Genomic DNA, 21,943 nt, shown 5'->3' on the forward strand with positions numbered 1-21,943 from the left:
TATCATAAAAGGAGCCTTATGAATTACATTACTATTAATTACGCAAAAGATAGTAAATTAACCGATTTTGGAAAAGCAGTTCTATTGGATAGGTATTTAATAGAAAATGAAAGTTATCAAGATCTCTTTATACGTATTGCTAATTACTATTCTGATGATAGAAAACATGCACAACGTCTTTATGATTACATGAGCAACTTGTGGTTCATGCCTTCAACACCAATACTTAGTAACGGCGGTACCAAAAGAGGATTGCCTATTTCCTGCTTTCTTAATGAAACTGAAGATAGCTTGAAGGGAATAGTTGATCTATGGAATGAAAATGTTTGGCTCGCTGCACGTGGTGGTGGAATAGGTAGTTATTGGGGAAATTTACGTTCAATTGGTGAAAGTGTCAAAGGTAGCGGTAAAACATCAGGAATTGTGCCATTTATCGTAGTACAAAACGCTCTGACGCTTGCAATCAGCCAAGGATCCTTAAGAAGAGGAAGCTCAGCAGTTTATCTTCCTGTATGGCATCCAGAAATAGAAGAGTTTCTAGATTTACGTAAGCCAACTGGTGGTGACCCAAATCGCAAAGCATTAAATATACATCATGCTGTAATAGTAACAGATAAGTTTATGCAAGCTGTTGAAGATGATCAAGAATGGGATTTAATAAGCCCTCATAACAATAAAGTTATTTCAACAGTAAAAGCACGGGATATATGGATTAAAATATTAACAGCAAGAATTGAAACTGGAGAACCTTATATTATCTTTCTTAATGCAACAAATAACAATAAACCAGAACCTTACAAAAAGCTCAATTTAGATATCAAAATGTCAAACCTATGCAGTGAAATAACTTTAACTACAGGTTACGATCACCTGAACAAGTCACGCACTGCTGTATGTTGTTTATCATCCGTAAATCTTGAATACTACGAAGAATGGAAAGATAATGAGCTTTTCATAGAAGATATAATGCGTTTTCTTGATAATGTATTAGAGGATTTCATAAACCAAGCACCAAATGAAATACAGCGAGCAAAATATTCCGCAATAAGAGAGCGTAGTATCGGTCTTGGCGTGATGGGTTTTCATTCATTTTTACAAAGTAAAATGGTTCCTTTTGAATCAGTAACAGCCCAACAATGGAATAAAAAAATATTTAAGCATTTGCGCGAGCAAGCAGATGTAGTTTCTAAAAAATTAGCAGAAGAAAAAGGGCCATGTCTTGACGCTAAAGAAATCGATCTAATGGAAAGGTTCACACATAAGCTCGCTATTGCTCCAACTGCCTCAATTTCGATTATCGCAGGCAACACTTCCCCTGGAATAGAGCCATATGCAGCAAACGTATTTATACAGAAGACATTGACAGGTTCATTTGTAGTACGAAATAAATTCTTGCAAAAACTACTAGCAGAAAAAAATCAAGACAATGATGAAACATGGTCCTCAATTTCAACAAATGAGGGTTCTGTTCAGCATTTAGATTTTCTTAGCAAGCATGAAAAACTGACATTTAAAACAGCATACGAACTTGATCAACAATGGATCATAGAACATGCAAGTGATAGAACTTCTTATATTTGTCAATCTCAATCAGTAAATCTGTTCTTACCTGCCAATGTGCATAAACGTTACTTACATAAAATACACATGCTTGCTTGGAAAAAAGGATTAAAGAGCTTATATTACTGCAGATCACAATCAATGCAGAGAGCTGACAAGGTCTCACATGACATATTCAAAAAAAGTGAAATATTGCAACAAAAAACAGATATTAATTATGATGAATGTCTATCATGCCAGTAGACTGTACATACCTTACTGTCACAAAAATACAATTGTACAAAAGTTATGTTTTCATAGATGCTACATAGAAATCCAGATGAATTTCTAAAGTCTATTCCAAGAGATAAACGTATAATGTGCCTTGATATGGGAGAAAAACAAATAGGCGTAGCATTTAGTGATAAAACACAGCTTATAGCTACAGCTCATAGTATATACTACAGAAGAAATATAAGCAAAGATTTAGGTTATCTAAATAGAGTGCTTAAAGAAAATGAAGCTGGATCAATGGTAATAGGACTACCATTCACAATAGATGAACAAGAGACCGAATGGTGCAAAGTAATAATCCAGTTTGCAAATAAAATAATAAAAAAATGCAAAGTACACATATACCTACAAGACGAAAGTCTATCAACATCTCTTGCAACTCACGCACTAAAAATTATTGGAATATCAATCACAAAATCAAAAAAAATAGATGATAAAATTGCTGCATGTATTATTCTACAACAAACATTAGATAAGATAAACGCCATCAAATAGTTTTTTAAACTGAATTCATGTAAAACTACTCAATAAAACAAAAATTTTTCGTATAAGCATGACAAATTGCTGTAGCAAGAGCATCAGCAGTATGGTGACATTTTATATTTGAGCTTTTAACTATTTGCTTTACCATAAATATAATCTGACCCTTATCAGCATGACCATTTCCAGTAATGCTCTTTTTTATATAGTTTGCATCATATTCATTCATGGGTAAATCCGTCATTCGTAATATTAAAATTGCAATTGCTCTTGCATATCCTAAAGTTAGCGAAGATTTTGGATTCTTATTAACAAAGATTTTTTCTACAGCAGCTTCATTTGGAGAGTATAGGAAAATTACTTTCTTTAATTGTTCAAAAATTATATGTAGACGTTCACCTACACCCAATTTACCATCAGTTGATATGGTACCGCCACCCAAAAATTTAATATTATTCTTTTCTTCCAGTCTAATAATGGCCCAACCAGTCTTACTCATCCCTGGATCTAGGCCTATTATTTTAATCACTTAATAAAGGCTTAACCAATAAATAAACAAAAATAAAAATATCCAGACTACATCAACAAAATGCCAATACCAAGAGGCAAATTCAAAGCATAAATGATCTTGAGGTGTAAATTGACCTTTTCGAGCTCTAAATAAGCATACTGACAAAAATATTATTCCTATTATAACATGCACACAATGAAAACCAGTAATCATGTAAAAGTTAGATGTATAAATAAGTTTTTCTCCTGTTTCTCGCAAAGAAAAACTTGCTTCATGATATTCGATTGCTTGCACTATTATAAAGAATACTCCAAGCAATATAGTTATAAACAGCATTTTAATCATGCTCTTTTTATCATTTTCAAGTAAAAAATGATGTGCTGAAGTAATTGTTGTACCAGAAAGTAATAATATTAGTGTATTCATGAATGGTAACGACCACGGATCCGGTGGTAAAATTCCTTCAGGGGGCCATTCAATTTTTTTTGTAGGAGAAAACGCTTCAAATAAAAAAACCGGATCAAGCCAGGCTTTAAAGAATGAACAAAAGAACGCTATAAAAAACACAACTTCCGAGAGGATCAATAAGTACATTGCAAGCTTGAGTCCATGTTTTACAATGGCAGTATGGCATTTATCATAAATTGCTTCTCTTATTACATCTCTCCACCAATAAAACAGTACACCTGATACTGCAGAGATTCCTAAAACTAAACCAAATATTCCAGAAATTTGTTTATGGAGTGTACCAACTAATCCAAGTGCAAGAACAAGAATTGCTGCTGATATAGCAATTGGCCAGGGACTTGGGTCTACTAAATGAAAATCATGTTCTTTACTTTTCATATCATCTTCAAAAATACGTACCAAGCATACAAATTAGCTTAAAATTGTCAATATTTCTTAAAATCTTGATCAAATTTTGAAAAATTATATGCGCTATTCCAAAAGCCTAACTCAAATTGTGCAGTTATTTTAAATAATTCAAGCATTCTGGTTCTTTCACTTTCTCCTACTTTGTTACAATATTCGTCAACAATATCTTCCAAAGCAACACATCCAGATTCCATCAAACTACCGCCAAAAAAATCAAGCCAATCCTTATACCTATTATTTTTTTTAATTTTATTTCTCATATTATCAACAACAATTTTATATATGAAATGGCAAGAGTAAAGAACTGTTACAGCTTCATAAACATCGCTATATGAAGTAGACAAAAGAAAGTTAGTAAAATTGAAACACTCAAGCGACTTTTCTCCACGATTTATGGAATACACAGCAAAGTAGTGGTTGTATAACACTTTCATAATCTCTATTACCCCTTTAGCCACCTCAATAAATGGAACAATGCTGTTACAACTCTCCATTTTTGATGCAATCATTAAAACAGTACGAATATAATCAGCTAAAAAGAATGCATCTTGTTGTATATAAAATTTGAAGTTTTCTATGTTTAAAGTATTATTTGCTAATTCAACATTGAAAGGATGCTCAATAATATCCTTTAAAAGATTTGACCCATAATAGCTCTTAATTATACCACTGAACATCACATAAACTAGAATATAATTTAGTGTTAATACTACAGACTATGCTAGAGAATACATCTCATCCCAAAACAATATTTCTAGCTCTAAACCTCTCTTAAAAAACTCATGCATCCTTCTTTTTTCACAATCGCCAGCTTTCTTATAAAATTTATTCGTAACATTAGTAAACTCATCAATTGCAGCATTCATTGCTTTGCTATTGTAAATATTGATCCATCCTTCGTACTTGCTATTTTTAACCTCATCAGGTGTTACCTCACTCATCATATTATGTAGAATGATTTGGTATATGTTAAAGCAAGGGTAAGATGCTGATAAAGCTTCAGCAACAGAACTGTGATATGCAACGCGCATGAAAAAGTCAGTAAAGGCAGAACAGGCTCTTGATTTTTTGTGATTATCAGATAAATCACAATCTCCAAAATGTTCTTTATATTGCCTCCGAACATCAAATGTTCCTCTTGCCACATTTATTAAGCTGCTCATTATTTCAATGTCATGAACTTTAGCTGCAATAATCAATAAAGCACGAGTACAGTCCACTAAATATAAAAAATCCTGCTGAAGATAAAATTTGAACTTTTCATAATCTAGCGTATTGTTCATCAATTCAACATTGAAAGGATGTTTTATTATTTTTTCAATAAGGCTAGATGACTCTCTTACAGCAATATCGTAAAATTCTTCTTTTGGTTTGTCGGACATCTTGTAAGCCTCATAAATATTAAAACTGGTATAATTACTAAAAAGTTACTTACAATTTAATAATAAGTTATTATATCAGTATCAAGCTAGAAATAAAAGAGTTTAATAGTTTAAAGAAATTCTCTCTTTTTTTCTTCTATATTAAATTCTTTACAAAAATCAGTAGATAAGTCCACACCTTCCCAAGAAAATCCACCATCACTTTCCGATTCTTTACCAAAATGCCCATAGCAGGCTGTACGTTTATATATAGGACGATTAAGTGATAAATGTCTTATTATGCCTTTAGTTGATAAATCTATGTTACCTTCAATAAACCCTTTAATCCTCTCTTCATCTATTGTATTCGTGCCAAATGTATCAATGTAAAATGCAGTAGGTTTTGAGACACCAATTGCATAAGAAAGCTGCACAAGACAACGTTCAGCTAAACCTGCAAAGACAATATTTTTAGCAAGGTATCTCGCCATATAAGCTGCGGATCTATCAACTTTTGTTGCATCTTTTCCAGAAAACGCTCCTCCACCGTGTGGAATATAGCCTCCATAAGTATCAACCATAATTTTTCGTCCGGTTAATCCACAATCACCAACTGGTCCACCAATAACAAATCTACCTGTTGGATTGACTAAGAGATTTTCTTTAGGGCACATCCACCCTTCAGGTAAAGATGAAGCTATGTAAGGATAAATTATTTCCTTCACTTTCGATTGACTCAGATCCTCAAGATGCTGTATTGAAACAACAATACTTTCAGCACGCACTGGAAGGTTATTCTCATACGCCAAAGTGATTTGCGATTTTGCATCCGGACCAAGCTTTACCTCTTTGACCATACTCATGATATTTCTCAGAATCAAGTGTGCATAAAAAATGGGTGCTGGCATGAGGCTTTCTGTCTCTATTGTTGCATAGCCATACATTATGCCCTGATCCCCAGCACCTTGATCCACACCTATTGCAATGTCATTTGATTGTTCATGTAGCAATATATTTACCTTCACTGTTTCCCAGTGGAAACCATCATGCTCATAACCAATATCTTTTATTGTATTCCATACAATACTTTCAATCTTGCTATTTTCAATGTTCGGCCCAAATACTTCCCCAGCTATAATAACATTATCTTTAGTAACTAAAGTCTCTATTGCAGTACGAGAGGAAGAGTCATTAAAAAGGTATTCGTCAAGTATTGCATCTGAAATCTGGTCTGCTACTTTGTCTGGATGACCGGCTGCTACTGATTCACTGGTTACTGAATTCTTATGTAAAACCATCGTTTAGTTACACAATATCAAAACTATTGCAAATTTAAATGGTGGGTCTGGGAAGAGTTGAACCTCCGACCTCACGCTTATCAGGCGTGCGCTCTAACCACCTGAGCTACAGACCCGTATCTATTCAAGCCAAGGCTTGCATATCATCTGTAGGCACAACATCAATAAACGTCTTTTTATTTGCTGATTTTCTAAAACTTACCCAGCCTTTCGTTTTAGCAAAAATCGTATGATCTTTACCCATACCAACATTCTTTCCAGGATGAAATTTTGTACCTCTTTGACGTACAATTATGTTACCTGGAATAACCTCACCATTCTTCTTTATCCCGAGCCGACGCCCTGCCGAATCTCTACCATTACAGGAACTACCACCTGATTTTTTAGTTGCCATATCTTACCTCTTACTTTTGAAGACTAATTTCATTGATACGAAGAACAGTAATATACTGCCTATGACCATTTTTCCTACGGTAATTTTTTCTTCTCTTTTTCTTAAAGATTATAATTTTTTTATCTCTACACTGCTCCAGTACTTCAGCTTTAACAACAGCATTAGATGAACAAGATAAGCCATTACTTGAAACACAAATCACTTTATTGATTTCCACTTCCTCTTTTTCTTCAGCTTGTAATCTTTCTACTTTAATTATGCTGCCTTTTTTTACTAAATACTGCTTTCCACCAGTTTCGATTACTGCAAACATGACAAATATCAATTATTGTTATTAACACTAATCGTAAATGATGTTACACATACTGTCAATATAAATAAAAACATGAAATACTTCTACCTTTATCTGCTTTTCCTCGTGGAGAGTAGTCAAGTTTTAAAACTTGACTACTCTCAAATTCTCTTAGTCTCATGAAAACTTTACGACGTTAATAAAAACTCAAGCTTTCACTAAAAACATTCAATCGGAGCTTATAAATTAAAACTCATTCCAAGTTCAAACCCATGAGAAAAATTACTGAACTTGTGAAGTTTATAGCCAGCGAAAACATTCGTTCTCTCAGAAAGTGGAAGATTAATACCAGAACCTATCTGGTAGGAAAAAAATCCTTCTCGTTCTTGAGACATTGCAATAATGCCTCCTGTGCCAAAAGTAATATAAGGAGTAATATCCGTGCTTTCAAATTGATGATGATAATGAAGCTTTGCCATAAGTCCCACCTCTAGTCCAGTAGGGTTATACTGACTATTGAGAGTAGGTTTAACTACAGAACCAACCGAAATTTTAACACTATCTGTATAGTGAAAACCAACATCATAATTAATACCAAGCCGGCTATATGACAAAGAAGTATAGATTCTATCTTTAATCCAATCAACTCCAAAAGACGGTACTGACAGGAAACAACAGACCACCAAAATAAGCAACTTTTTCATTTTTAACATGTATATTGATATACATGTATACTAATGCATATGTTAAAAATAACATAATTCGCGTAATAAAAATTAGAGTTATTTTATTTTCTTAGTTATTTGCCTTTCTCTTGCAATTGCAAGACTTTTCTCTGGCACATCCTCTACTATAACGCTACCTGCTGCAACTAGAGAGTCATCATGAACATTAAGCGGTGCAATTAATGAACTATTGGCACCAATAAAACAATTGCTTCCAATATTTGTTTTATGTTTTTTTTTTCCATCATAATTACAAATAACGGTACCTGCACCTATGTTACTCCCCTGCCCTACCTGAGTATTTCCTATATAACTTAAATGCTTTATCTTAGTATTTATACCTATATCACTTGCTTTTGTTTCAACAAAATTACCTATGATTGCACCATCACCTATTGTTGTATTTTCACATTTGGCAAATGGACCAACCCTAACACCAGATCCTATTTTTACTCCAGGACCAAAAAAAACGTATGGGTAAACAATCGAATCCATACCAATTTGCGTATCAAGAGAGAAGAAAACAGTTTCTGGAGCAACAAGCGTTACTCCAGAGTTAGTGAAAAACTTTCTTTTTTCTTCTTGAAAGTAAAACTCGGCCGTTGCAAGGTCATTCCTATTATTTATGCCAGTTGCCTCCTCCTCATCAGCAATAACATAGCCGACATTTAAATTACTCTTTACTGCAATGGCAACGATATCGGTCAAGTAATATTCATGAGCTTGGTTATTACACTCTATTTTCTCCACCAATTCACGTAGATTCTTTTCACGTGCAACCATTATTCCGGCATTAGCAAGAAATTCCTCATCATTATTTCTACCATTTTGTGCTTCTACGATTTCTCTTAGGGAACCGTTCTCAATAATTAGTCTACCGTATCCTTTATTATTAGTTTTAAACCCAAGACAAACTAAAGCATTGCTCTCTCCTAAGCAGCTTATCATTTTAGTTATTGTGCTGCTTTTTATTAGTGGAGTATCCCCATACTGCACAACAACTATATCTGACAATTCTTTCAGGTTTCTCATTGCAATTTTGACTGCATCCCCTGTACCGAGCGTTGACTCTTGTGTAATTAGTTTTATACCCTCAAAGCATTTCAGCCTTTGAGTTAAAGGCAAATCGACTACAATAACTATTTTTTCAGGATTCACGTGCTTTGCATTGTAAATGACATGCTCAAGCATGGAGAAATTACCTATTTTGTGCAGAACCTTAGGCAAGCTTGAATTCATTCGTTTACCATGCCCAGCAGCAAGTACAACAAATGTATAAGATTTATTTGTCACTTATCTTAAAGACGAAAAATGAAAACCATAATGGTTGAGCCAACTAACTCTATTGTCGTAAAAGCTCCTTAGATCACTAATTTGATATTTCAGCATTGCTAGCCTTTCTATACCAATCCCAAATGCAAAGCCACTGTATTTAGTGTGATCTATTCCAACATTTTGAAATACATTTGGATGCGTCATACCGCATCCCAGTACTTCTATCCATTTACTACCTTTATAACTTATGTCCACTTCTGCAGAAGGCTCGGTAAAAGGGAAAAAACTATTACGAAAGCGTATTTTTAGACCTTTATCTCCGAAAAATTTACTAAGGAAGCGATGAATAGTAAATTTTAATTGGCCCATATTGACATTTTCATTAACATAAAGCCCTTCTATCTGATGAAACATAGGAGTGTGAGTTGCATCAAAGTCGTTTCTGTATACTCTACCAGGAGATACGATTTTAATCGGAAAAGTTTTCGCTTTTTCCATAGCTCTGATCTCCACAGATGAGGTATGAGTGCGCAGCACCATTCTTTTATCGTTTATTTTATTCTTTAAGTAGAAGGTATCTTGCTCCTCTCGCGCAGGATGATGACTTGGAGTATTTAGCGCATCAAACACGTGAAATTCATCTTCAATATCAGGACCATCAACTGCTTTGAAGCCCATATGTGCAAAAATGAGCTTTACTTCACTTATAACTTTGCTCAGTGGATGAATCTTGCCAATTCTTTCTGGTCTGACAGGCAGTGTGATATCAACTGCTTCATTTTGCAGTTTTAACTTAACTTCTTTATCTTTTAGTTCATTTTCTTTGCTTGTTATAAGCTGGTCTATCTTATTGCGTAAAACATTAATCACTGCACCTAGGTCGCGTTTTTCTCCTGCATCATCTATATTCTTTAAGTCATCGAAATAAGCTTTTACTACACCCTTTCTCCCCAAGTATGACAACCTAACTTTTTCTAAATCCTTCAAAGAAGCAGCATTTTCAATCTCAGAAACTGCCTTATCTTCAAGTAAAGGTATTTCACTTATTAGCTCTTTATTCACCTTAAAAACGCTAGCTTAAACTTTCATTATAGTGCAATCTTTAATATCATCAATAAAACTATTTGGATAAAAAGGGGAGAGTAGACCGGCGGAACTTCCCCACCAGTCTCTCGCAGAACTGCACGGAAACCTCTCGGCTTATACAGCTCCCATTATTTAGCCTTTTGATCCTAACCCAAGTGTCCAATGATAGAAAATACTTGGAGACCTCTTTCTCACTTTTCCTAAAAATTGCTTTGCTAGTCTTCCGTGATCACGAAGTTTCTTATATTTTGTCCTGACCCATCTTATGAGGTATCTCTCTATATTCCTGAGAGATGGATACATCTCTGATTTATAAAACCTGCCATAGTACTGAAACCAGCCTCTGACTATTGGATCTATTTTCTTCGATATTTCCTCTAGTGTGGTCCATGTAATCCGATGTATTCTCCATGACTTTATGGTTTTCTTGATCTTCTTCTTGGCTTTGTTACTAATTGCAGGTAGAAATGAGATGAAATAATTCCTCATCTTATTCTTTGCTACTCTAGGTCTAAAAGTATAACCTAGAAAATCAAAGCTTTGTTTAGGAAATTGTTCTTTTCTATCATCATCCTTACTGTACACAATCTGTGTCTTTTCAGGATGTAACTTCAATTTACACTTAGCCAATCTTTCTTCAATCATTACTTTCATAAATCCTGCCTGTCTTTTAGTTCTGCAGTGCACTATCGCATCATCTACATATCTTTCAAATGGTACTGTTTGACCTTACCCAGAAAAAGTAGACAGAAAGTTAAGACGTTTTTGAAGTAAAATAAAACGTTTTTTCAAAGAGGTGTGGTATGACAAAAAGAAAAGAATATACAGCAGAATTCAAAATTGAAGCTATAAGACTAGTAAAAGAAACAGGTCAATCATCAGCAAAAATAGCAAGAGATTTGGGTATTAGCGGTGATTCATTAAGCAGATGGGTAAAAACATACAATGATAGAATGTCTGGAGTAGATGCGTTTCCAGGAAAAGGGAAAGTAGCTCATTGTGACAAAGAAAAGTTTGATTTAAAGAAAGAGCTGGCAAGAGTAACGAGGGAAAGAGACATTTTAAAAAAAGCCCTGGGATATTTTGCAAACCAAAAAGAGTAAAATATTCTTTTATAAAAGAACATAAAAAATGCTATAAAATACGGGAATCATGCAGATTTTTGAACGTATCTGCTTGTGGTTATTATAAATGGATTACTAAGGAAAAAAACAACAAAAAATCAATAAGAGAAGAGCTCATACAAGATATTCAGAAGGTATATCGAGCATCACAATGCAGATACGGAGCTCCTAAAATTCACGCTGAATTAAAGGCTTTAGGTAAAAATTATAACATCAAAACAGTGCAAAATGTTATGCAGAAAAATGGCATTCAAGCTAAGCTTAGACGAAAGTTTAAAAGTAAAAAACCACAAATAGACAATAGAGTTATAACTCCTAACATATTAAATCAGAATTTCATCGCTGATCAACCTAACAAGATATGGGTAACTGATATTACGTACATAAAAACTAATGAAGGATGGTTATATTTGGCAGCAATAATAGATTTATATTCACGCATGGTGATTGGCTGGTCAATGAGTAATGCAGTAAATAGGCAATTAGTTATAGATGCGTTATTCATGGCTATTGGTAGGCGCAAATCTGCTAAAAATCTACTATTTCATAGCGATCAAGGATCGCAATACACCTCTAAAAATTATCAATTTTTACTAAGTACAAAAAATATTACTTCTAGTATGAGTCACAAAGGTTGTTGTTATGATAATGCTGTTTCAGAGAGCTTTTTTAGTTCACTTAAGAGAGAGTTACTCATTGATACTTCACAACACTCTGCACAACAAGCTAAAACCGCAATATTTGAATATATAGAAATTTTTTATAATAAACAGCGTAGACATTCTACTATTAACTATTGCATTCCTGAGCTTTTTGATTCATCATTCTCATAGCAAAAACGTCTTAACTTTCTGTCTACTTTTTCTGGGTAAGGTCAGTTGGATAATTTTGTTTCATCCACATATCAAACGCATGGTGCATAAATATGCTTGAAATGATTGGGCTTATTGAACCTCCTTGCGGAACTCCTTTATCCCTTGTTACCCTACTGCCATCTGCTTGCTGAATGGGGGCTTTCATCCACCTCTCAACATACAGTATGACCCATTTGCAGTCTGTGTGTTTCTTGATAGCCTGCAGTGCTAAATCGTGGTCCAGATTGTCGAAAAACCCAGATATATCAAGATCTACCGTCCAATCATTTTTCCAACATCTCTTCCGTGCTGTGTATACCGCATCCAGCGCAGACTTATTTGGTCTATAACCATATGAATCTTCGTGAAATTTCGGTTCTACTAACGGCTCAAGATACATTGTAGCTGCTGTTTGCGCTATCCTGTCGAATACTGAAGGCACACATAAAATTCTTTGCCCTCCTGTATCTTTTGGTATCGCAACAGCTTTTACCGGCTCTGGAAAATAACTTCCGGATGACATCCGATTCCATAATTTGTATAGATTATCCTTTAGATTTTCTTCAAACTTTGTTATCGAGACCTCATCTACACCTGCTGCACCTTTATTTTTCGATACTTGTTTATAAGCTCTCCAAATAAGTTGCTTCGGTATATCAAAAGACTTTGTTTCATTCATTAACTCCTCCCTTTCGGTTGATAAATAATTAAAACTAAATAACTTAGCCCCTTCACTCCATTTCCATTACAGAAACTTCTTCGCTACTACGAGCTAATCCGCCCCTGTTTTTCGCATCGGTACTCTCATCCTCAGAGATCAGCTCTTTGGACTTCTCCCTTTTCATCGAAACGACAGGTTCCCGTAGTTCCATGCAATAGCCTAAAATAGATTCACGCCACTTTTATGCCGGACGCCACCTACCCAGTAAACAAGCTCCCAGTAGATTCATCCCAGGTTAACGACTACCCCCTGGTTTTGACGTCGTCTCTACGCTTTCGACACTGACCTTACCCAGAAAAAGTAGACAGAAAGTTAAGACGTTTTTGAAGTAAAATAAAACGTTTTTTCAAAGAGGTGTGGTATGACAAAAAGAAAAGAATATACAGCAGAATTCAAAATTGAAGCTATAAGACTAGTAAAAGAAACAGGTCAATCATCAGCAAAAATAGCAAGAGATTTGGGTATTAGCGGTGATTCATTAAGCAGATGGGTAAAAACATACAATGATAGAATGTCTGGAGTAGATGCGTTTCCAGGAAAAGGGAAAGTAGCTCATTGTGACAAAGAAAAGTTTGATTTAAAGAAAGAGCTGGCAAGAGTAACGAGGGAAAGAGACATTTTAAAAAAAGCCCTGGGATATTTTGCAAACCAAAAAGAGTAAAATATTCTTTTATAAAAGAACATAAAAAATGCTATAAAATACGGGAATCATGCAGATTTTTGAACGTATCTGCTTGTGGTTATTATAAATGGATTACTAAGGAAAAAAACAACAAAAAATCAATAAGAGAAGAGCTCATACAAGATATTCAGAAGGTATATCGAGCATCACAATGCAGATACGGAGCTCCTAAAATTCACGCTGAATTAAAGGCTTTAGGTAAAAATTATAACATCAAAACAGTGCAAAATGTTATGCAGAAAAATGGCATTCAAGCTAAGCTTAGACGAAAGTTTAAAAGTAAAAAACCACAAATAGACAATAGAGTTATAACTCCTAACATATTAAATCAGAATTTCATCGCTGATCAACCTAACAAGATATGGGTAACTGATATTACGTACATAAAAACTAATGAAGGATGGTTATATTTGGCAGCAATAATAGATTTATATTCACGCATGGTGATTGGCTGGTCAATGAGTAATGCAGTAAATAGGCAATTAGTTATAGATGCGTTATTCATGGCTATTGGTAGGCGCAAATCTGCTAAAAATCTACTATTTCATAGCGATCAAGGATCGCAATACACCTCTAAAAATTATCAATTTTTACTAAGTACAAAAAATATTACTTCTAGTATGAGTCACAAAGGTTGTTGTTATGATAATGCTGTTTCAGAGAGCTTTTTTAGTTCACTTAAGAGAGAGTTACTCATTGATACTTCACAACACTCTGCACAACAAGCTAAAACCGCAATATTTGAATATATAGAAATTTTTTATAATAAACAGCGTAGACATTCTACTATTAACTATTGCATTCCTGAGCTTTTTGATTCATCATTCTCATAGCAAAAACGTCTTAACTTTCTGTCTACTTTTTCTGGGTAAGGTCAACACTTCATCAGTGGTTCACTTGCGTTCGTCTCTCTATTTCATACATGACACATAATTGTGCCTTTTCCATAACGCTCACTACCTTAGCTCTTTACCAAAGCAGCTTATGGCTGTTTGAAGCCTGCTCTTGCAAACCGGCTCCGAGGGGCCCTCCCTCATCTACTGCACAGCTTCAACACTTTCCGTGTTTCTACGGCGCACTGTCATCCCAGTACTCTCCTTCTTGTCATTCCAGTGCGTGACACTGGAATGGCTTTGTTGCATAGCACCTTAAGCAGTGATGGTTTACGACAAATTTATGTAATGATTTCAAATTTAGCCATACCAATACCAGTGAATTTGTTGAGCAAATAGCACTTAATTAGTAATTCTTTTTCACGGTTTACTTCAGATTTATTCCTAAACAAATACTTGCTTCAACCTTGAGAAAAATCCTTCTATGTAAGATCTTTTTCCATAAATTGCTTCCTTTTTCCACTCTTTTACACCATCTTGTCCATATAATTTTATTAACCTAATAGCAGCATTTCTGTCAGACATATAATCTATTTTTGAATGTTCTGCTGCATCCTTTTTTGGTAGAACTTTTGTCTTTATATCGTATTTCTTACACAATTTATAAAGTTTTTGCCTATCGTATGCCCTATCTGCATATAATGCTTTTATTTTGTGCTGAAAATTAACTTCTTCAAGCAAGCTCCATAGTGGTCAGAGTAGACGCCATTACTGTATCTTGCAGCTATAGCTTTTTTACTATTCACACTTAACATAACATGTAACTTTCTTACTTGCTCGTAGCTTCGGTACTTTCTATCTGCACTGTTTTCCTTACTGTGGCCAGGAGTGTTACTGTAAATTTGTACTATCTATGATAATTTCAATATTTTCCATGTTGCTTTTATCAATCCTGCAATCATTTATCTTAATATTAAGTTTTTTTTGATGCTTGTGAATAGCTGATAACTGCCAAATTTTTTCCTATTTGTTGCAGATATCCTTTTACAAACCCTACCGTTTGTCTTAAGCCAATTCTAAAAAGATTAACGATTATATGCACCAAAATCACAACTTTATCACTATAAATATAGTTGCCGCCCTGCATTTTTGGACTATTTTCATACCAATTTTCGATAGCTTCATCGATGTAACGAAAAATATTCCCCCTTTTTTCAAGGAATTTGTTATATTCGTTTTGGTTACTGACTTTCATTTTCTGTGGCATATTTTTTCTTCAACAGTTAAATGGCTGTTTTATAATGAATTTTGTCAGTAGCCACCAGATTTTTTCAGTTGCTATGCAACAAAGCCCACTGGAATCCAGGAATTTTATTAGGTTGGTAAGCATAAAAGTAGCCGTTTTATGTTAAAATACAACGTTTTGATGATCATGAAAAAACTGGATGCCAGTGTCTGGGCACTGGCATGACATCATCTTTTTTATCAGATGCATATGAAATCAGCGCTTTCTTTCTTGTCATCCCAGTGCTCTCCTTCTTGTCATCCCAGTGCTTGACACTGGGATCCAGAACAGGTAATAAGAAGTGCTGGAATGACATCTCTATAGGACTCCTAACTAATCCAGAATATTAAAAAATTTACCAGGCGAAAAAAAAGGCAAAAGAATCCCCCAGTAGTGAGTTTTATAATGTAAATTGGCATTGTAATAATGTGCTAACGCTTATTTAAAGCGCATTTTGGCTGAATGTAGAAAAAATAAAAAAGACATGCAGCCGCTATAATTTTTATGTAATTTGCCAATAAATATCTGAGTTTTTTACTGAATTTTGTTGTTAAATCTGCAGAGATTAAAAACAAGGATAAACACTCTTATTATCATAATAAGGAGACTGATGAGGTTTGTAAAGTAACTTTTTCTGCTCTTATTGAATCCAACACGCTACTGTTATGTAAGAGTGCTATAATTATTAATTTATTGACTAATTATATTTTTTATTTCACTTTATATTAAAAAATTTACTCATGTATAGTAGTAACATAGAAACTAAGAAAAAATACGAAATCGAGGATTTACCTAAGTTTTTTAAGAATAGATCCAAAGACATAAGTAAGGCATTTTCTAACGAAGTACTGGAGATTAGCACCATTCGCTCAAAAAATATTACAAGTGATAAGCAAGAGTTTTCATTTAAGATCAAGCTGCTGACAGAGGTAAACCCTAATACAATATTACCTCAAATAAAACATTTAATTGACTTTTTTAAAATCTGCCTTTCTCAGGAGAAAAACTTCACAGCCAATATAAAAGTAGCAAAAGAAAGCGAAGAACTATACAACAACTACCATAAAGCTAATAAAACTGTAGAAGAATGCATAAGTAATGCTCCAATTCAAATCCTCCTACAGGGCATAACGATAACGCTACAAACAAACGTTAAAAACATTAACCTCGATAGCTTGCAACAAATCGAGATATTCTTAGATGAGCAGCTAAAACATGCAGAAAAAGCTAAAAATGAGGATACTACAAGAAATTTAGTGTCTCAAGAAATAGAGCGGAATATAGGTCAAACTAGGTCACACACAGATTATTTTAATGCTAATAGAAAAAAGAAATCCAAAAAGCAGGCTAAAGAATTATTGCAAGAAGAAAAACAATCAATCATAAAACAAGCTCAAATTGATGCTAGAGTAGCTATGATAGATAATTTGGCTGAGCACAAGGGAAAAAAACTCGATGAAATATTCGTAGAAGTAGTAAGTGAATATACAAATCAAGATCCAGAAATATTTCACAATATTTTCAACTCAGTGTTTAATATTATTTATTTCCAAGATAAACAACTACATGAAGTATTAGAACCAGATGAGATATCAGAAGTGCTAGAGGTACTCAAAAGGCCACAACCCCCTAATAATTCACTTTTAGGTAAAGAATATTTACAAAAGCAAGTATATAGAAAAAAAGAGCAGTTGATTAAATTAGTTTCAGGCCAACCTTCTCCACAGCCTAAAAATGTTTCTCATGAAATTTTACCAAGCAAAGCTGTAGACCATTTACCAAAAACAAATGAAGCGAAAACTCGATTGCCTACTAATATTAGGCTCAAATCACCATTAAAAGCTATGTTTTCTTCGAAAAAGACTTATTTTTGTCTATTTTTAGTAGCAGCTTCTATATCAGCACTCTGCCTATGGCACTTGCCGCTGGGAAAAGTGTCAATTTTAAAGGAATTGGTGCCAACAGAAAAAAGGGAAAGTATCGGTCTAACATTAAACATAGGGTTACCAATATTAATTACACTGTGCATTTTGAACCTGGCTTACTTTCTATATTCTGAATATTCTGTAGAATCTATTGAGCAGATAAGTAAAAAAGATCTTCCTTTGCGCACCTAACAAATAAGATCTTTTGTGATATAATTATTTATTTTATTGCATGTTTAAAGGAATTATCAAAGATATTGGCACTATAACTGGTATCACTATCCACCCTAACTCTGATCAAATCTTCCATATTGAGACACAAAATTTATCCTCTATAAACAAAGGAGATTCAATATCCTGCTCCGGAGTGTGTTTAACTGTTGTCGACATAATGAACGATGTATTCATAGTTCAAGTATCTCAAGAAACTATGAAGGTTTCTAACTTAAATATGTGGGAAACAGGGAAAAAAATAAACCTAGAACAAGCAATGAAACTGAGTGACAGAATTGACGGTCACTTGGTTCAGGGTCATGTGGATAACACAGCAGAAATTTTAATAATCAATCAAAATTCAGAATCTCATGAAATCAGACTATCATGCCCACAAGAATTAATTAAATTTGTTGCAAAAAAAGGTTCTATAACGCTAGATGGAGTTTCCCTTACAGTAAATTCAGTTGTCGATCAAGAATTCACTGTGAATATAATTCCCTATACATGGAAAAACACAACTTTTCAGCATAATAAAACAGGTAATTACCTAAATTTAGAAGTTGATATGATTGCTCGGTACTTAGACCAGCTGATAAAATATCAACACAATTAATTTTACAACTTTGTTATTTACAACTATTATATCTTGAAAATCATATAGATACAAAATATGTTTTTCGATAGCCTAATTATCTTTATTATTGTCTTGTGTGTAATAATATCGATAACTAGAGGTTTTATAAAAGAGCTATGTGCATTAATGTTCTTGCTCTTATCAGTCTTTTTGACAGCTAGTTACTATGATTTTTTTATTATAAATTATAGTAAGTATTTTGACTCTAAAGTTACACAAAACATACTTTCTACAATCTCTGTATTTATTATACTTAATCTTACATTCATGACAATGAATAACTGGCTAATGTACATATTATCACCTATAAGGTTGGGATTAATGGATAGAGTTACTGGAATCTTTGTCGGAGCACTTAGAGGAATATTGCTTTCTTATGTACTATTTTTTGCTGTGCACTTATATTGCCACACAGTATATGATAAAAAAGAGGGAGAGTCTAAAGTAGAAGCAGAAGACATATTGCCCAATTGGATAACAAATTCACACTCTTATCAGGCTTTATTTGTGACAACAGAAGAAGTAATTAACATGTATGTGCCAGAGTCATTGATACTAAAAATAAAAGAGATCGGTGAGGAAATGGTTGATCAAGAAAAACCTCAAAACAATAAAGAAAAGTGAGTGTTGATTTTCTATAGCTAAACTAGCCTAGACATCTATTATCCACAGCAATTCGCCATAGGTTACCAATTCCTATGACTAATCAAACAAAACTGCAGACATTGACGAATAAGTAAATCATCAAAAAAATTTAAATGTATAACTTTAGTTCATCAATGTAATAAAACAAAACTTTTTTAGTGAGTTCAAAATCTTCTAAGGTATTTCCTTCACATCTTGCTGTAATACAGTTTTGCGTATTTGATACTCTAAGAAGCCACCAACCTTTATTATCGGTTACCTTAATACCATCAAGCTCTGAAAATACAATATTTTTCTGCTTTAGTGTCTCCTTTATTGATTCAATTATTTGAAATTTTTTCTCATCCTTCACTACAATTTTCACTTCATGAGTGATATATAACTTTGGTAAATCTTTAATCATCTCAGATAGGCTTTGGTTTTTCTTAAGTAAAATGTCAATGGCTTTAATAGCAGAATATAGTCCATCATCAAAACCTAGCTCAGAAAAGAAAAAATGTCCACTCAGTTCACCGGCAAACTTTGCTCCTTCTTCTACCATCTTTTTCTTAACTAGTGAGTGTCCAGTGGCACAGGTAATTATTTGCCCTCCTAATTTGCTAACGAAATCATGCACTTTCATACTCATTTTTACGTTGGCAATAACCTTGCTTTTTGGGTGTTCCGCCAATACTTCACGTGAAAAAATCATAAACAAGTGATCATTGGAAACAACATTACCTTTATTATCAATCAAGCGTACCCTATCACCATCACCATCAAGTGCAATACCAAGATCACATTTATCTTTCTTGACAATATCTATTAACTGAGCAAGATTTTTCTCTTCTATGGGATCTGGGTCATGCAGTGGAAACGTTCCATCTATAAAGCTATTGGTTACGATGTGTATATGATCTGGTAAAATCTTTTCAATATACCTTACAATTGTTGGACTATTGCCAAAATCCCAAGCTATTTTTAGTTTTTGTGTAGCGTTATTCTTGAGCGCATTTTTTAATATGTTAACGTACTCACTATATATATTCGTGTTAATTAAGCTTCCAATTTTCGTGCTGTTTTTAATTGTACTGCCTATAATTTCCTTCATTTCTTGATCTGAGTAAACTTTTTTACTACTGAAAAATTTAAAGCCGTTATATTCTCTGGGATTATGAGAAGCAGTGATCATAATCCCAAGATCTGCATTCATTGTTGCAGCGTAGAGAATAGGTGAAGAACAGAGTCCAACGCGTATAACATTTGCACCGGATAAAATCAAGCCTCTGATTAATTCTTTTTCTATACTTGGTGAATCTATCCTGCTGTCATAGCCTACACAAACGTTAGCTGCAGTTTGACCGAATTTTCTACCTATTTCATACCCATCACTGATTTGCAGGTCTTTGCCTACCACACCTCTAATATCGTATTTTCTTATAATAGTATTGTCCATACTGCACTTCTTGGAGTGGTTAATATATAACATTCCCGCCAAATACTCAAGTTTATTTAACTATAAAATTAGTTGATTTTTTAAGAAAATGTGTTAATATTATAACATAGTTCTATAAAAATAGAAATTATGCTAGAAGAAAACTTATTTATAGCTGAAAATCAAGGTTTAAATGTAGATGAACAGCAGAAAAAAGATATTTTAGATGTAATTGAATCCTGCAGCAGCTTTCAGGAGACTATAAAACAATTGGAGAAAAAAAACTTAATCTGGTATTTTATTGGTCCTTTACTACAAAATAAAGACATTAAGGAACAAATGAGCTCAAAGTGGAAGACAGATTTCCAAAAATTTGAGCAATCAATAAATGAAACACATAAAGAATTTGAAGCATCTCTACCAGGTGAAAATTTCTTAGCATATACAACAAAAGATAATGACTTTCAAATTAGGTTTGAAAATAAAGAAAAACCAATAGAGATTAGTACCCTTTTAAGAGCCAGCGACGAAGGTAAGGTTTATAACCTATCTTTAGGGAAAGATAGTCAAATAACTGCAACCAAAAAAGGTAGCGAAAGACACTATAATTTTACTGGTTCAAGCTCATGTGAAATGACCATCAACTGGCAAGCTAAGGATTCTAAAGGCAATAACATAAACTGTAGTATGACTGTGAAAATAGACTCTAGTGGCATAAAAAATGTAGTTGATGAACCAAAATTTGGAGGAATAACCGACCCAGAAGAGGTATTAAAATTAATTGAGCAGAATAAAGAAGTTTTTATCAACGGCAAAACTCTACATCAAGCTTTCACTGATATGGGCAAAAGTGTGAACGAGCAGCAAACGCTGGCAGGGGGATATAATAGTTTAGACTTAATCTGACAAGCGAATAGAGTAAGATAAAAATATAAACAAATTTTAAAGGAGTGTCAGATATGAGTACAACACAAGAAAAAATATTAAAACCAAAGTTAGGATTGCTAGAACTTGCAAAACAATTAGGGAATGTATCGCAGGCATGTAAAGTGATGGGATATTCGAGAGATACATTTTACCGATTCAAAGAACTATATGAAACAGGAGGAGAAGAGGGATTACATGAGATAAGTAAAAGTAAGCCATTATATGCAAATAGAGTATCAGAGAATATAGAAAAAGCAGTAGTTGAAATAGCAATAGAATTTCCAGCATATGGACAAGAAAGAGCAGCAAATGAACTGAAAAAGAGAGGAATTCTAATATCTGCTAGCGGGATAAGATCAATATGGCAAAGAAACGATCTTGAAAATTTTAAAAAGAGATTGAAAGCGCTGGAAGCGAAGGTAGTACAAGATGGTATAATTTTGACAGAGGAGCAAGTTACTGCTTTAGAAAAAGCTAAGGAACAAAAAGAGGCACATGGCGAAATTGAGACACAACACCCTGGATACTTAGGTATGACCTTACCCAGAAAAA

The 21,943-nt window shown here is 33.8% G+C and carries 26 protein-coding genes, 1 tRNA gene and 1 pseudogene; 11 read left to right on the top strand and 17 right to left on the bottom strand.

The genetic code is table 11. The features are described 5' to 3' along the window. The first annotated feature begins 18 nt into the window (after positions 1–18). Positions 19–1,803 carry a ribonucleoside-diphosphate reductase subunit alpha gene (locus ABWU52_RS05835; protein ID WP_250120301.1) on the top strand — a complete coding sequence of 595 codons (1,785 nt, stop codon included), beginning with the start codon at positions 19–21 and terminating at the stop codon, positions 1,801–1,803. A 57-nt stretch (positions 1,804–1,860) separates the two neighbouring features. Further along, positions 1,861–2,328, top strand: coding sequence for a Holliday junction resolvase RuvX (gene ruvX / locus ABWU52_RS05840; protein ID WP_353276560.1), 468 nt, complete (start codon positions 1,861–1,863; stop codon positions 2,326–2,328). Positions 2,329–2,353: 25 nt separating this feature from the next. Here ruvX and ruvC read toward each other — a convergent pair whose 3' ends face one another. The 12 genes from ruvC to ABWU52_RS05900 form a co-directional block, all read right to left on the bottom strand. Next, positions 2,354–2,842, bottom strand: a complete 489-nt coding sequence (gene ruvC, locus ABWU52_RS05845; protein ID WP_353276562.1) for a crossover junction endodeoxyribonuclease RuvC — start codon at positions 2,840–2,842, stop codon at positions 2,354–2,356. Continuing rightward, positions 2,843–3,670, bottom strand: a complete 828-nt coding sequence (locus ABWU52_RS05850) for a cytochrome c oxidase subunit 3 (RefSeq protein ID WP_353276564.1) — start codon at positions 3,668–3,670, stop codon at positions 2,843–2,845. 47 nt (positions 3,671–3,717) lie between these two features. Continuing rightward, positions 3,718–4,377 (bottom strand): TenA family protein, encoded by a 660-nt coding sequence (locus ABWU52_RS05855; protein ID WP_353276566.1) that lies wholly within the window; start codon positions 4,375–4,377, stop codon positions 3,718–3,720. A gap of 39 nt (positions 4,378–4,416) precedes the next feature. Further along, positions 4,417–5,082: a TenA family protein gene (locus tag ABWU52_RS05860; protein ID WP_353276567.1), complete on the bottom strand. Its 666-nt coding sequence runs from the start codon at positions 5,080–5,082 to the stop codon at positions 4,417–4,419. Between the two features lie 110 nt (positions 5,083–5,192). Then, positions 5,193–6,359 (bottom strand): methionine adenosyltransferase, encoded by a 1,167-nt coding sequence (gene metK, locus ABWU52_RS05865; protein WP_353276569.1) that lies wholly within the window; start codon positions 6,357–6,359, stop codon positions 5,193–5,195. 39 nt (positions 6,360–6,398) lie between these two features. Continuing rightward, positions 6,399–6,475: transfer RNA gene (locus tag ABWU52_RS05870), tRNA-Ile, on the bottom strand. 8 nt (positions 6,476–6,483) lie between these two features. Next, the gene (rpmA, locus tag ABWU52_RS05875; protein ID WP_006012184.1) at positions 6,484–6,753 is read right to left on the bottom strand and encodes a 50S ribosomal protein L27; all 270 of its coding nucleotides are present in this window, start codon (positions 6,751–6,753) and stop codon (positions 6,484–6,486) included. 10 nt (positions 6,754–6,763) lie between these two features. Beyond that, positions 6,764–7,066, bottom strand: a complete 303-nt coding sequence (gene rplU, locus ABWU52_RS05880) for a 50S ribosomal protein L21 (protein ID WP_015588327.1) — start codon at positions 7,064–7,066, stop codon at positions 6,764–6,766. Positions 7,067–7,284: 218 nt separating this feature from the next. Then, entirely contained in the window at positions 7,285–7,749 is a 465-nt protein-coding gene (locus ABWU52_RS05885) for a P44/Msp2 family outer membrane protein (protein ID WP_353276571.1), read from the bottom strand. Between the two features lie 78 nt (positions 7,750–7,827). Beyond that, positions 7,828–9,063, bottom strand: coding sequence for an NTP transferase domain-containing protein (locus tag ABWU52_RS05890; protein ID WP_353276572.1), 1,236 nt, complete (start codon positions 9,061–9,063; stop codon positions 7,828–7,830). Then, complete coding sequence (gene pheS / locus ABWU52_RS05895) at positions 9,064–10,107, bottom strand: phenylalanine--tRNA ligase subunit alpha (protein ID WP_353276573.1); 1,044 nt, start codon at positions 10,105–10,107, stop codon at positions 9,064–9,066. Positions 10,108–10,263: 156 nt separating this feature from the next. Then, entirely contained in the window at positions 10,264–10,785 is a 522-nt protein-coding gene (locus tag ABWU52_RS05900; protein ID WP_353276475.1) for a group II intron maturase-specific domain-containing protein, read from the bottom strand. 149 nt (positions 10,786–10,934) lie between these two features. Here ABWU52_RS05900 and ABWU52_RS05905 point away from each other — a divergent pair, with 149 nt between their 5' ends. Both ABWU52_RS05905 and ABWU52_RS05910 read left to right on the top strand, forming a co-directional pair. Next, on the top strand, positions 10,935–11,234 hold the full coding sequence (locus tag ABWU52_RS05905) for a transposase (protein ID WP_064085359.1): 300 nt from the start codon (positions 10,935–10,937) through the stop codon (positions 11,232–11,234). Beyond that, a complete protein-coding gene (locus tag ABWU52_RS05910; RefSeq protein WP_353277659.1) occupies positions 11,210–12,088 on the top strand; it encodes an IS3 family transposase in 879 nt (292 codons plus the stop codon). Before ABWU52_RS05905 ends, ABWU52_RS05910 begins: the two co-directional genes overlap by 25 nt. Positions 12,089–12,110: 22 nt before the next feature. Here ABWU52_RS05910 and ABWU52_RS05915 read toward each other — a convergent pair whose 3' ends face one another. Both ABWU52_RS05915 and ABWU52_RS05920 read right to left on the bottom strand, forming a co-directional pair. Beyond that, on the bottom strand, positions 12,111–12,788 hold the full coding sequence (locus ABWU52_RS05915; RefSeq protein ID WP_353276575.1) for a reverse transcriptase domain-containing protein: 678 nt from the start codon (positions 12,786–12,788) through the stop codon (positions 12,111–12,113). Positions 12,789–12,840: 52 nt separating this feature from the next. After that, positions 12,841–12,981 carry a hypothetical protein gene (locus ABWU52_RS05920; protein ID WP_019078704.1) on the bottom strand — a complete coding sequence of 47 codons (141 nt, stop codon included), beginning with the start codon at positions 12,979–12,981 and terminating at the stop codon, positions 12,841–12,843. Between the two features lie 210 nt (positions 12,982–13,191). Between ABWU52_RS05920 and ABWU52_RS05925 the strand changes: the two genes are divergently transcribed. After that, complete coding sequence (locus ABWU52_RS05925; protein ID WP_064085359.1) at positions 13,192–13,491, top strand: transposase; 300 nt, start codon at positions 13,192–13,194, stop codon at positions 13,489–13,491. Beyond that, on the top strand, positions 13,467–14,345 hold the full coding sequence (locus ABWU52_RS05930) for an IS3 family transposase (RefSeq protein WP_353277659.1): 879 nt from the start codon (positions 13,467–13,469) through the stop codon (positions 14,343–14,345). Before ABWU52_RS05925 ends, ABWU52_RS05930 begins: the two co-directional genes overlap by 25 nt. 444 nt (positions 14,346–14,789) lie before the next feature. Here ABWU52_RS05930 and ABWU52_RS05935 read toward each other — a convergent pair whose 3' ends face one another. Next, a complete protein-coding gene (locus ABWU52_RS05935; protein WP_246433103.1) occupies positions 14,790–15,086 on the bottom strand; it encodes a transposase in 297 nt (98 codons plus the stop codon). A gap of 232 nt (positions 15,087–15,318) precedes the next feature. Next, complete coding sequence (locus tag ABWU52_RS05940) at positions 15,319–15,612, bottom strand: transposase (RefSeq protein WP_353276410.1); 294 nt, start codon at positions 15,610–15,612, stop codon at positions 15,319–15,321. Positions 15,613–16,370: 758 nt separating this feature from the next. Between ABWU52_RS05940 and ABWU52_RS05945 the strand changes: the two genes are divergently transcribed. Genes ABWU52_RS05945 through ABWU52_RS05955 form a run of 3 tightly spaced genes read left to right on the top strand, consistent with a single transcriptional unit; the run spans position 16,371 to position 19,029 of the window. Next, complete coding sequence (locus tag ABWU52_RS05945) at positions 16,371–17,747, top strand: hypothetical protein (protein ID WP_353276577.1); 1,377 nt, start codon at positions 16,371–16,373, stop codon at positions 17,745–17,747. A gap of 40 nt (positions 17,748–17,787) precedes the next feature. Then, a complete protein-coding gene (locus ABWU52_RS05950) occupies positions 17,788–18,384 on the top strand; it encodes a riboflavin synthase (protein WP_353276579.1) in 597 nt (198 codons plus the stop codon). Between the two features lie 57 nt (positions 18,385–18,441). After that, positions 18,442–19,029: a CvpA family protein gene (locus ABWU52_RS05955; RefSeq protein WP_353276581.1), complete on the top strand. Its 588-nt coding sequence runs from the start codon at positions 18,442–18,444 to the stop codon at positions 19,027–19,029. A gap of 130 nt (positions 19,030–19,159) precedes the next feature. Here the strand turns inward: ABWU52_RS05955 and ABWU52_RS05960 are convergent, their stop codons facing one another. Continuing rightward, complete coding sequence (locus tag ABWU52_RS05960) at positions 19,160–20,485, bottom strand: phosphomannomutase/phosphoglucomutase (RefSeq protein WP_353276583.1); 1,326 nt, start codon at positions 20,483–20,485, stop codon at positions 19,160–19,162. Between the two features lie 129 nt (positions 20,486–20,614). On the opposite strand from ABWU52_RS05960, the gene ABWU52_RS05965 reads away from it, so the two are divergent. Together ABWU52_RS05965 and ABWU52_RS05970 are read left to right on the top strand one after the other, a co-directional pair. After that, a complete protein-coding gene (locus tag ABWU52_RS05965) occupies positions 20,615–21,370 on the top strand; it encodes a hypothetical protein (protein ID WP_353276584.1) in 756 nt (251 codons plus the stop codon). Between the two features lie 53 nt (positions 21,371–21,423). Beyond that, a pseudogene (locus ABWU52_RS05970) lies at positions 21,424–21,924 on the top strand (helix-turn-helix domain-containing protein); the annotation flags it as partial. Positions 21,925–21,943 lie beyond the last annotated feature (19 nt).

The organism is Wolbachia endosymbiont (group B) of Villa cingulata (assembly GCF_964028285.1).
Classification (GTDB): domain Bacteria; phylum Pseudomonadota; class Alphaproteobacteria; order Rickettsiales; family Anaplasmataceae; genus Wolbachia.

What these genes read in the sequence shown, in the direction of transcription:
- ABWU52_RS05835 (WP_250120301.1), top strand. Translation starts at nt 19, where the DNA reads ATGAATTACATTACTATTAATTACGCAAAAGATAGTAAATTAACCGAT.
- ruvX (WP_353276560.1), top strand. Translation starts at nt 1,861, where the DNA reads ATGCTACATAGAAATCCAGATGAATTTCTAAAGTCTATTCCAAGAGAT.
- ABWU52_RS05850 (WP_353276564.1), bottom strand. Translation starts at nt 3,670, where the DNA reads ATGAAAAGTAAAGAACATGATTTTCATTTAGTAGACCCAAGTCCCTGG.
- ABWU52_RS05855 (WP_353276566.1), bottom strand. Translation starts at nt 4,377, where the DNA reads ATGTTCAGTGGTATAATTAAGAGCTATTATGGGTCAAATCTTTTAAAG.
- ABWU52_RS05860 (WP_353276567.1), bottom strand. Translation starts at nt 5,082, where the DNA reads ATGTCCGACAAACCAAAAGAAGAATTTTACGATATTGCTGTAAGAGAG.
- metK (WP_353276569.1), bottom strand. Translation starts at nt 6,359, where the DNA reads ATGGTTTTACATAAGAATTCAGTAACCAGTGAATCAGTAGCAGCCGGT.
- rpmA (WP_006012184.1), bottom strand. Translation starts at nt 6,753, where the DNA reads ATGGCAACTAAAAAATCAGGTGGTAGTTCCTGTAATGGTAGAGATTCG.
- rplU (WP_015588327.1), bottom strand. Translation starts at nt 7,066, where the DNA reads ATGTTTGCAGTAATCGAAACTGGTGGAAAGCAGTATTTAGTAAAAAAA.
- ABWU52_RS05885 (WP_353276571.1), bottom strand. Translation starts at nt 7,749, where the DNA reads ATGAAAAAGTTGCTTATTTTGGTGGTCTGTTGTTTCCTGTCAGTACCG.
- ABWU52_RS05900 (WP_353276475.1), bottom strand. Translation starts at nt 10,785, where the DNA reads ATGAAAGTAATGATTGAAGAAAGATTGGCTAAGTGTAAATTGAAGTTA.
- ABWU52_RS05905 (WP_064085359.1), top strand. Translation starts at nt 10,935, where the DNA reads ATGACAAAAAGAAAAGAATATACAGCAGAATTCAAAATTGAAGCTATA.
- ABWU52_RS05915 (WP_353276575.1), bottom strand. Translation starts at nt 12,788, where the DNA reads ATGAATGAAACAAAGTCTTTTGATATACCGAAGCAACTTATTTGGAGA.
- ABWU52_RS05920 (WP_019078704.1), bottom strand. Translation starts at nt 12,981, where the DNA reads ATGGAACTACGGGAACCTGTCGTTTCGATGAAAAGGGAGAAGTCCAAA.
- ABWU52_RS05925 (WP_064085359.1), top strand. Translation starts at nt 13,192, where the DNA reads ATGACAAAAAGAAAAGAATATACAGCAGAATTCAAAATTGAAGCTATA.
- ABWU52_RS05940 (WP_353276410.1), bottom strand. Translation starts at nt 15,612, where the DNA reads ATGCCACAGAAAATGAAAGTCAGTAACCAAAACGAATATAACAAATTC.
- ABWU52_RS05945 (WP_353276577.1), top strand. Translation starts at nt 16,371, where the DNA reads ATGTATAGTAGTAACATAGAAACTAAGAAAAAATACGAAATCGAGGAT.
- ABWU52_RS05950 (WP_353276579.1), top strand. Translation starts at nt 17,788, where the DNA reads ATGTTTAAAGGAATTATCAAAGATATTGGCACTATAACTGGTATCACT.
- ABWU52_RS05955 (WP_353276581.1), top strand. Translation starts at nt 18,442, where the DNA reads ATGTTTTTCGATAGCCTAATTATCTTTATTATTGTCTTGTGTGTAATA.
- ABWU52_RS05960 (WP_353276583.1), bottom strand. Translation starts at nt 20,485, where the DNA reads ATGGACAATACTATTATAAGAAAATACGATATTAGAGGTGTGGTAGGC.
- ABWU52_RS05965 (WP_353276584.1), top strand. Translation starts at nt 20,615, where the DNA reads ATGCTAGAAGAAAACTTATTTATAGCTGAAAATCAAGGTTTAAATGTA.